This window comes from Streptomyces sp. NPDC059443 (genome assembly GCF_042750105.1).
GTDB lineage: Bacteria > Actinomycetota > Actinomycetes > Streptomycetales > Streptomycetaceae > Streptomyces.
Genome location: NZ_JBHYVM010000016.1, coordinates 1 through 7,579, shown reverse-complemented (window position 1 = coordinate 7,579; position 7,579 = coordinate 1). Strand labels below are relative to the sequence as shown.

Genomic DNA, 7,579 nt, shown 5'->3' with positions numbered 1-7,579 from the left:
GATGCCCCCGGCCCATCGGGCCGGGGGCATCCGCACGTTCCGCTCACGCCTCCGGGGGAGCACCCTCTTCCCCGTCCGCGGACGGGGCCTCCGGGTCCGGCTCCGGGTCCGGCTTCCGCTTCGGCGGCCGGGTCAGCCCGCTGGAAGTGTCCCGCAGGTACGACCCGTCACCCGGCTCCGCGCCCGTGGAAGGGTCCCGCCGCCGCAGGTACCGCTCGAACTCCCGGGCAATGGCGTCACCCGACGCCTCCGGCAGATCGGCGGTGTCCCGGGCCTCCTCCAGCGTCTGGACGTACTCCGCCACCTCGCTGTCCTCGGCCGCCAGTTGGTCCACGCCCACCTGCCACGCCCGCGCGTCCTCCGGCAGTTCGCCCAGCGGGATCCGGATGTCGATCAGATCCTCCAGACGGTTGAGCAGCGCCAGCGTCGCCTTCGGGTTCGGCGGCTGCGAGACGTAGTGCGGCACCGCCGCCCACAGCGACACCGCCGGGACCCCGGCATGGGTGCAGGCCTCCTGCAAGATGCCCACGATGCCCGTCGGGCCCTCGTACTTCGTCTCCTCCAGGTCCATCGTCCGCGCCAGGTCCGCGTCCGAGGTGACCCCGCTCACCGGCACCGGCCGCGTGTGCGGGGTGTCCCCGAGCAGCGCGCCCAGGATCACCACCATCTCCACGCCCAGCTCGTGCGCGAAGCCCAGGATCTCGTTGCAGAACGACCGCCACCGCATGGACGGTTCGATGCCCCGCACCAGCACCAGATCGCGCGGCTTCGCACCGCCGATCCGCACCACCGACAGCCGGGTCGTCGGCCAGGTGATCTTCCGAACCCCGTTGTCCAGCCACACCGTCGGCCGGTTGACCTGGAAATCGTAGTAGTCCTCGGCGTCCAGAGCCGCGAAGACCTCGCCCTTCCACTCCCGGTCCAGGTGCGCCACCGCACCGGAGGCCGCGTCACCCGCGTCGTTCCAGCCCTCGAACGCGGCCACCATGACCGGGTCGATCAGCTCGGGCACGCCCTCAAGCTCGATCACCCAGGTCTCCTTCCGAAGTTCCCTTGCGTACGTGGGCCAGCCTAAGCCTTGATGGGACGTCGGCCACAGCCCACGACAGAGGGGCGGTTCCCCCTGGAACCGCCCCTCTGCCCGCTCACACGGCCGGTTATGCCTTGTCGGCCAGCATCTCCTCGACACGGCCGCGCACTTCGGCGCTGTCCAGGCCGCGGACCGTCACCGTCGTACGGCGGCGCAGCACGTCATCGGCCGTCTCGGCCCACTCGTTGTCCCGGGCGTAGGCGACCTGCGCCCAGATCTCCGGACCGTCCGGGTGGATGCGCTCCGCGAGCGCCGGGTCCTCGTTCGCGAGCCGCGCGATGTCGAAGGCCAGCGAACCGTAGTGCGAGGCCAGGTGGCGCGCCGTCAGCGGGTCCATCCGCGAACCCGGCTCCCGGTCCACCAGCAGCCGGTGCGCCACCGCGTTCGGGTTGGCGACACCCGGCAGCGCGATCCGGCGCACCAGCGACTTCACCGGCTCCATGTCGTCGGTCAGCGGGCTCCCCGGCAGCTTCGCCAGCTTGTCCATGACCACCCGGCCGATGTGCCGGTACGTGGTCCACTTGCCGCCGGCCACGGACAGCATGCCGCCCGCGCCCTCGGAGACCACCGTCTCGCGCTTGGCCTTCTCGACCCCGCCGGGGCCGCCGGGCAGCACCCGCAGGCCCGCGAAGGCGTACGTCATCAGGGAGCGGTCCAGATCGGCGTCCTTCACCGAGAAGGCCGCCTCGTCCAGGATCTGCTGGATGTCGGCCTCGGTGGCGCGCACGTCCGCCGGGTCGCCCTCGTAGACCTCGTCCGTGGTGCCCAGCAGGAGCTGGTCCTCCCACGGCAGGGCGAAGGTGATGCGGTACTTGTCGATCGGGGTGGCCATGGCGGCCTTCCACGGCGACTTGCGCTTCATGACTATGTGCGCGCCCTTGGACAGCCGGATGGACGGCATCGAGTGCTTGTCCTCCATGCGCCGCAGGTGGTCCACCCACGGGCCGGTGGCATTGAGCACGACCCGCGCGTCCACACCGAACTCGGTGCCGTCCAGACGGTCCTTGAGCTCGGCGCCGGAGACCCGGCCGCGCGTCATGCGCAGACCGGTGACCTCGGCGTGGTTCAGGACGACCGCGCCCGACTCGACGGCCGCGCGGACCGTCATCACGGCGACGCGGGAGTCGTTCATCTGGTGGTCGTAGTAGACGGCCACGGCCTTGAGGTTGTCCGTCTTCAGGCCCGGGTTGTCGGCGGCCGCGCGGGCCGGCGAGATGATCTTGCCCATGCCGTCGCCGAAGGCCGAGAGGGCGGAGTAGGCGAAGACGCCCGCGCCCAGCTTGGCCGCACCGACCGGACCGCCCTTGTACACCGGGAGGTAGAACGTGAGCGGGTTGACCAGGTGCGGGGCCACGTCCTTGGCCAGCACCCGGCGCTCGTGGTGGTTCTCCGCGACCAGCTTGACCGAACCGGTCTGCAGGTAGCGCAGGCCGCCGTGGACCAGCTTGGAGGAGGCCGAGGAGGTGGCGCCGGCGAAGTCGCCGGCGTCCACCATGGCGACCCGCAGACCCGACTGCGCGGCATGCCAGGCCACCGAGGTGCCCAGGATTCCACCGCCGATGACCAGCAGGTCGTACGTGGCCTTCGCCAGCTGCTCACGGGTCTCGGCACGGCTCGCGTTCGAACCGGCGGTCGGGTGCGAACCCAGGGTGGGAACGCTCTGCAGGGTGCTCATATCTCTCTTAGCTCCTCGTCGATTGACTCAGCTGAGTGCGGTCAGCTGGCGTCTTCGTCGTCGACCCAGCCCATGGAACGCTCCACGGCCTTGAGCCAGCTCTTGTACTCGCGCTCCCGCTGCTCGGCGGGCATCCGCGGGGTCCACTCCGCCGCGCGGCGCCAGTTGGCGCGCAGGGCGTCGGTGTCGGGCCAGAAGCCGACGGCCAGACCGGCGGCGTAGGCGGCGCCGAGGCAGGTGGTCTCCGCGACCATCGGGCGCACCACGGGGGCGTCCACGAAGTCGGAGAGGGTCTGCATCAGCAGGTTGTTGGAGGTCATGCCGCCGTCGACCTTGAGGGCCGCGAGCTCGACGCCCGAGTCCTTGGTCATGGCGTCGGTGATCTCACGGGTCTGCCAGGCGGTGGCCTCCAGGACGGCACGGGCGATGTGCGCCTTGGTGACGTACCGGGTGAGGCCGGCGATCACACCGCGGGCGTCGGAGCGCCAGTACGGGGCGAACAGGCCGGAGAAGGCCGGCACGAAGTACGCGCCGCCGTTGTCCTCGACCGAGGACGCGAGGGTCTCGATCTCGGCCGCGGTCTTGATCATGCCCATCTGGTCGCGCATCCACTGGACGAGCGAGCCGGTGACGGCGATGGAGCCCTCCAGCGCGTAGACCGGCTTCTGGTCGCCGATCTGGTAGCCGACGGTGGTCAGCAGGCCGCTGTAGGAGTTGATGATCTTGTCGCCGGTGTTCATCAGCATGAACGTGCCGGTGCCGTACGTGGACTTCGCCTCGCCCTCGGCGAAACAGGTCTGGCCGAACAGCGCGGCCTGCTGGTCACCGAGCGCCGAGGCGACCGGGACGCCGGCGAGGACGCCGTCCTTGACGTGGCCGTAGACCTCGGCGGAGGACTTGATCACCGGGAGGACGTTGAGGGGCACGTCCATGGACTCGGCGATCTTCTCGTCCCAGGCCAGGGTGTGCAGGTTGAACAGCATGGTGCGCGAGGCGTTGGTGACGTCGGTGACGTGCACACCGCCCTCGGCGCCGCCGGTCAGGTTCCAGATGACCCAGGAGTCCATGGTGCCGAAGAGGATGTCCCCGGCCTCGGCGCGCTCGCGCAGGCCCTCGACGTTGTCCAGCAGCCAGCGGATCTTGGGGCCGGCGAAGTAGCTCGCCAGCGGAAGGCCCGTCTCGCGGCGGAAGCGGTCCTGGCCGACGTTGCGGCCGAGCTCCTTGCACAGGGCGTCGGTACGGGTGTCCTGCCAGACCAGCGCGTTGTGCACGGGCTCGCCGGTGTGGCGGTCCCACAGGACGGTGGTCTCGCGCTGGTTGGTGATGCCGACGGCCTTGACGTCAGCGGGGGTGAAGTCCGGATTGTCATGGGCGGCCTTGGCGATGGCCCCGGCGACGACCTCCTGGACGTTGGTCCAGATCTCGGCGGCGTCGTGCTCGACCCAGCCCGGCTGCGGGAGGATCTGCGCGTGCTCCTTCTGGTCGACGGAGACGATGCGCCCGTCACGGTCGAAGACGATGCAGCGCGAGGAGGTGGTGCCCTGGTCGATCGCGGCGATGAAGGGGCCGGTGCTGGTGGTCATGGTGGCTGCTCCTGGCAGGTGTCGAAGTAGGCGGAATCAGAATGGCGGTGCGGATGGTGCCGTGGTGCCGATTGCTGATCAGGCGAACGCGATGTTGTACAGACCGCCGGCGAGCGCGGCACCCGCGAGGGGGCCGAGCACCGGGATCCAGGAGTAGCTCCAGTCCGAGCCGCCCTTGTTGGGCAGCGGCAGCAGGGCGTGGACGATGCGGGGGCCGAGGTCGCGGACCGGGTTGATCGCGTAGCCGGTCGGGCCGCCCAGCGAGAGGCCGATTCCGACGACCACGAACGAGGTGATCAGGACGCCGATGACGCCGAGGCCCTTGCCGTCGTTCTGGAGGCCCTGGGTCAGGATGGCCAGGACCAGGACGGCGGTGCCGATGATCTCGGTCGCGAGGTTCTGGACGACGTTGCGGATCTCGGGGCCCGTGGAGAAGATGCCGAGCACCGGGCCGGCCACGTCGTGCGGGTGCGGGTCCTCGGGGCCGAGCTTCGCGTCACGGATGTGCTCCGGGTCGGCGAGGTGCGCCCGGAACTGGCCGTAGTAGGTGATCCACATCAGGACCGAGCCGATCATCGCGCCGAGCAGCTGGCCGGCGAAGTAGACCGGTACGTCGCCCCACTCGCCGGTCTTGATGGCGATGCCGACGGTGACCGCCGGGTTGAGGTGCGCGCCGGAGAGCGGCGCGGAGACGTAGGCGGCGATCAGGACCGCGAAGCCCCAGCCGAAGGTGATCGCGAGCCAGCCGGCGTTGCGGGCCTTGGAGCTCTTGAGCGTCAGGGCGGCGCAGACGCCACCACCGAGCAGGGTGAGCAGGGCGGTACCGATGGTCTCGCCGATGAAGATGTCGGAGCTGGACACCCGCGACTCCTTTGTCGTTCAGGGGTGGTCGACCACCGGGTCCCTCCGGTGGCCCACGCACTCGGTGAGTGCTGCACCGGTCCTTGGCCTTGCCACACCCTAACGCGTATTGCCGGTAGGTGTTCGGCAATGCCGACCGATGAACGGCAGTTTTCCGCCCAGGTGAAGCGGGCGTCAAGAGTTGACCAGGCCAATGAGCCGGATCGTTACCAGACAGTACGATCGACCAAATTAGGCCATTGGGTGATCATCAAACGCCAAAAACCACCCAAATGCCACTCGAAAGTGACCGTTGGGTGGCTTTTGGACCGCCAAGGCAGGGCTACCGGGATCGGGGCAAGCTCAGAACCGGCCCGCCCCAAGGTCGCGCGAAACCGCCCGCGCGCAGTCCCGTACCGACGCCACGAGGGTCGCCCGGGGCTCCCCGGACTCCCCGCAGACCCGCTCCACGGCCCCCGCGACCGCCACCGCGCCGACCGGCATCCGCCGCCGGTCGTGGATGGGCGCCGCCACCGAGGCGATCCCGTCCCAGGTCTCCTCGACGTCACCGGCCCAGCCGCGCGCCCGGGTCAGCTCCAGGATCTCCTCGAAGCCCGCTTCGTCCGTGACCGTGCGGGGGGTGAACGCCTCCCGCTCCACCTCCATGACCTGCGTGTGGGCCACCGGGTCGTACGCGGAGAGCACCTTGCCAAGGGCCGTGGAATGCAGCGGCTGCATGGCCCCCACCTCCAGCACTTGACGGCTGTCGTCGGGCCGGAACACGTGGTGCATGATCAGCACCCCGCTCTTGTGGAGCACCCCCACGTACACGCTCTCCCCGCTCGCACGGGCCAGGTCGTCCGTCCAGACCAGGGCGCGGGCCCGCAGCTCGTGGACGTCCAGATAGCTGTTGCCCAGGCGCAGCAGCTCCGCGCCGAGCTGGTAGCGGCCGGAGGCGGGGTCCTGCTCCACGAAGCCCTCGGCCTGCAAAGTGCGCAGGATCCCGTGTGCCGTCCCCTTGGCCAGGCCAAGGGAAGAGGCCACGTCCGAGAGTCCCAGCCGGCGCTCACCCCCCGCCAGGAGCCGCAGCATCGCAGCGGCTCGTTCGAGCGACTGGATGTTCCGTGCCATCGCGCAGCCTCCTGCTGACGTAGTTCGACAATGCTGAACACTATCGGTCGATGCCGACTTCGTGCATGCTGGGAGGACCGTCTGGAACAAGCCGACCGGGACACCCCCGGCCGAAAGTCGCCACCCACCGCGCACAGAATGCAGTCCGCCACTTGGGACACCCTCACCGGGGCGACTTCCGCACGGTTACCCTGGCCGCGTGCACCCTTGACAAAGAATGGGGTGCAAAGCCGACAGCCGTCGCAGCCCAGGGAGCTCAACCATGGCCTCGTTGCCGAACCCGCCCGCAGACACCCAGACTCGGGCCGATGCCCTCCGCCAGGCATTGGCGACCCGCGTGGTCGTCGCCGACGGAGCCATGGGAACCATGCTCCAGGCGCAGGACCCCTCGATGGAGGACTTCCAGCAGCTCGAAGGCTGCAACGAGATCCTCAACGTGACCCGCCCCGACATCGTGGCCAACGTGCACCGCGAGTACTTCGGCGCCGGCGTCGACTGCGTCGAGACCAACACCTTCGGCACCAACTACGCCGCCCTCGCCGAGTACGACATCGCCGACCGCAACCACGAGCTGTCCGTGGCCGGCGCCCGGATCGCGCGTGAGGTCGCGGACGAGTTCACGGCCTCCACGGGTCAGCAGCGCTGGGTCCTGGGTTCGATGGGCCCGGGTACGAAGCTGCCGACGCTCGGACACATCGACTACACGACGATCCGCGACGCCTACCAGATCAACGCCGAAGGCCTGATCACCGGCGGCGCCGACGCACTGCTCGTGGAGACCACCCAGGACCTCCTGCAGACCAAGTCCTCCATCGTCGGCGCCCGCCGCGCCATGGAGGCCCTCGGTGTCTCCGTCCCGCTGATCTGCTCCGTGACCGTGGAAACGACCGGCACGATGCTCCTCGGCTCGGAGATCGGTGCGGCACTGACGGCGTTGGAGCCGTTGGGCATCGACATGATCGGCCTGAACTGCGCGACCGGTCCCGCCGAGATGAGCGAGCACCTGCGCTACCTCGCGCGCAACTCCCGCATCCCGATCTCCTGCATGCCGAACGCCGGTCTGCCGGTCCTGGGCAAGAACGGCGCCCACTACCCCCTGTCCGCCTCCGAGCTCGCCGACGCGCAGGAGACCTTCGTCCGCGAGTACGGGCTCTCCCTGGTCGGCGGCTGCTGCGGCACCACGCCCGAGCACCTGCGCCAGGTCGTGGAGCGGGTCCGCGGCCTGAGCCCGGTCGCCCGGGACCCCCGCCCCGAGCCGGG

General features: G+C 69.8%; 6 protein-coding genes. 1 reads left to right on the top strand and 5 read right to left on the bottom strand.

Going from position 1 to position 7,579, the window contains the following annotated elements; translation table 11 throughout:
• Positions 1–43 precede the first annotated feature (43 nt).
• The 5 genes from ACFXDJ_RS17395 to ACFXDJ_RS17375 form a co-directional block, all read right to left on the bottom strand.
• A complete protein-coding gene (locus ACFXDJ_RS17395) occupies positions 44–1,030 on the bottom strand; it encodes a PAC2 family protein (protein ID WP_384849447.1) in 987 nt (328 codons plus the stop codon).
• A gap of 127 nt (positions 1,031–1,157) precedes the next feature.
• Positions 1,158–2,765: an FAD-dependent oxidoreductase gene (locus ACFXDJ_RS17390; protein WP_384849444.1), complete on the bottom strand. Its 1,608-nt coding sequence runs from the start codon at positions 2,763–2,765 to the stop codon at positions 1,158–1,160.
• Positions 2,766–2,806: 41 nt separating this feature from the next.
• On the bottom strand, positions 2,807–4,348 hold the full coding sequence (gene glpK, locus ACFXDJ_RS17385; protein ID WP_384662839.1) for a glycerol kinase GlpK: 1,542 nt from the start codon (positions 4,346–4,348) through the stop codon (positions 2,807–2,809).
• Between the two features lie 78 nt (positions 4,349–4,426).
• Positions 4,427–5,209, bottom strand: coding sequence for an MIP/aquaporin family protein (locus ACFXDJ_RS17380; protein ID WP_384849441.1), 783 nt, complete (start codon positions 5,207–5,209; stop codon positions 4,427–4,429).
• Positions 5,210–5,551: 342 nt separating this feature from the next.
• On the bottom strand, positions 5,552–6,319 hold the full coding sequence (locus ACFXDJ_RS17375) for an IclR family transcriptional regulator (protein ID WP_384662845.1): 768 nt from the start codon (positions 6,317–6,319) through the stop codon (positions 5,552–5,554).
• Between the two features lie 262 nt (positions 6,320–6,581).
• Here ACFXDJ_RS17375 and ACFXDJ_RS17370 point away from each other — a divergent pair.
• Positions 6,582–7,579: homocysteine S-methyltransferase family protein (locus ACFXDJ_RS17370; protein ID WP_384849438.1), on the top strand; the 998-nt coding region annotated here is incomplete at its 3' end.

Excerpts from the sequence above, each read along its gene's own strand:
- ACFXDJ_RS17375 (WP_384662845.1), bottom strand. The coding sequence starts at position 6,319 with ATGGCACGGAACATCCAGTCGCTCGAACGAGCCGCTGCGATGCTGCGG.
- ACFXDJ_RS17390 (WP_384849444.1), bottom strand. The coding sequence starts at position 2,765 with ATGAGCACCCTGCAGAGCGTTCCCACCCTGGGTTCGCACCCGACCGCC.
- glpK (WP_384662839.1), bottom strand. The coding sequence starts at position 4,348 with ATGACCACCAGCACCGGCCCCTTCATCGCCGCGATCGACCAGGGCACC.